This window comes from Salinibacterium sp. (assembly GCF_031364185.1).
Classification (GTDB): Bacteria; Actinomycetota; Actinomycetes; order Actinomycetales; family Microbacteriaceae; genus Rhodoglobus.
This window is the reverse complement of the sequence record NZ_JANLVV010000093.1, coordinates 1-1001: the sequence shown is the minus strand read 5'-3', so window position 1 is coordinate 1001 and position 1001 is coordinate 1. Positions and strand designations below refer to the sequence as shown.

General features: G+C 61.8%; 2 protein-coding genes. Both read left to right on the top strand.

The features are described 5' to 3' along the window. On the top strand, positions 1-248 hold a 248-nt coding region (locus RMN95_RS04570; RefSeq protein ID WP_309615772.1), incomplete at its 5' end, for a dihydrofolate reductase family protein. A 454-nt stretch (positions 249-702) separates the two neighbouring features. Further along, positions 703-1001: winged helix-turn-helix domain-containing protein (locus RMN95_RS04565; RefSeq protein ID WP_309615771.1), on the top strand; the 299-nt coding region annotated here is incomplete at its 3' end.

The window sequence follows — 1001 nt, the reverse complement described above, 5'->3', positions numbered from 1 at the left end:
CGCAGAAGGCTCTCGCGTGGGGGCGGGAGCTGGCCGGTGGGTCTGACGTCCGCATCGGCGGGGGAGCGAGTGTTGCCCGCGACTTCCTTGCCGCAGGCCTCGTGGACCGCCTTCACGTCGCGATCGCCCCGATCGTGCTGGGACGCGGGATGCGCCTGTGGGATGACACGCGCGAGCTGGAGCGCGACTACACGGTCACGTCGGAGGTCGCGGAGAGCGGCGTCATCCATGTCACGTTTGCGCGCTGAGATTTCGCTGACCTGCGGTTACTTCTCGATCAGGTTCAGTTGGGTGCCATCCGGGTCGACGAGGTGGGGGTACGCACAACACAGTTCGTGCTACCTCGACTGATTTATAAAGCAGGCGCTTTTGGTTTATAAGTTCAGACGCTTTCCATAAGACTCGGTTTGGCGTGCTCACTACCAAGCCGCTCACCACTAAGCCACTTCGCGCCCGCGCCCGCTCTGATGGAGTGGTCAAGCAGTCTTTGGCGCGCCACCCTGAGCCTGCAGGATGCGCCCCGGCGTCAACCTGGTCGACTGGTCGACGTTGCACCAGGACTATGCCGAGGAGTATGAAGCGATGGCAGCGAAGGAGAATCACCGATACTGATGCTTGCATTCACTTTGATTACGAGTTACGGTAAGTCGTAAATTAACCCTTCGACAGCGAAGGGCTACCCCCCACCAACGGATCTGGACAATGGCTCCCACCGACTCGACGACAAGAAACCTGCGTAGGCGTAACCGCTCCGCAGTGCTGCGAGAGTTGCTTCGTAATGGCGAGACCACGCGCGGCCAGCTCGCCGGTGCGCTCTCGTTGTCACCCGCGACGGTGACCAACGTCATAGCCGACTTGATGGCCGAGGGACTCGCCCATGAGACAGGCAGCCTGCCCTCTGATGGCGGTCGCCCGACCACTACCCTTTCGATTCGGCCCGAGGGAGCGTTCTTCATCGGCGCCGATGTCGGAGAGCAGGGAGTCACCGTCGAGGTGCTCGA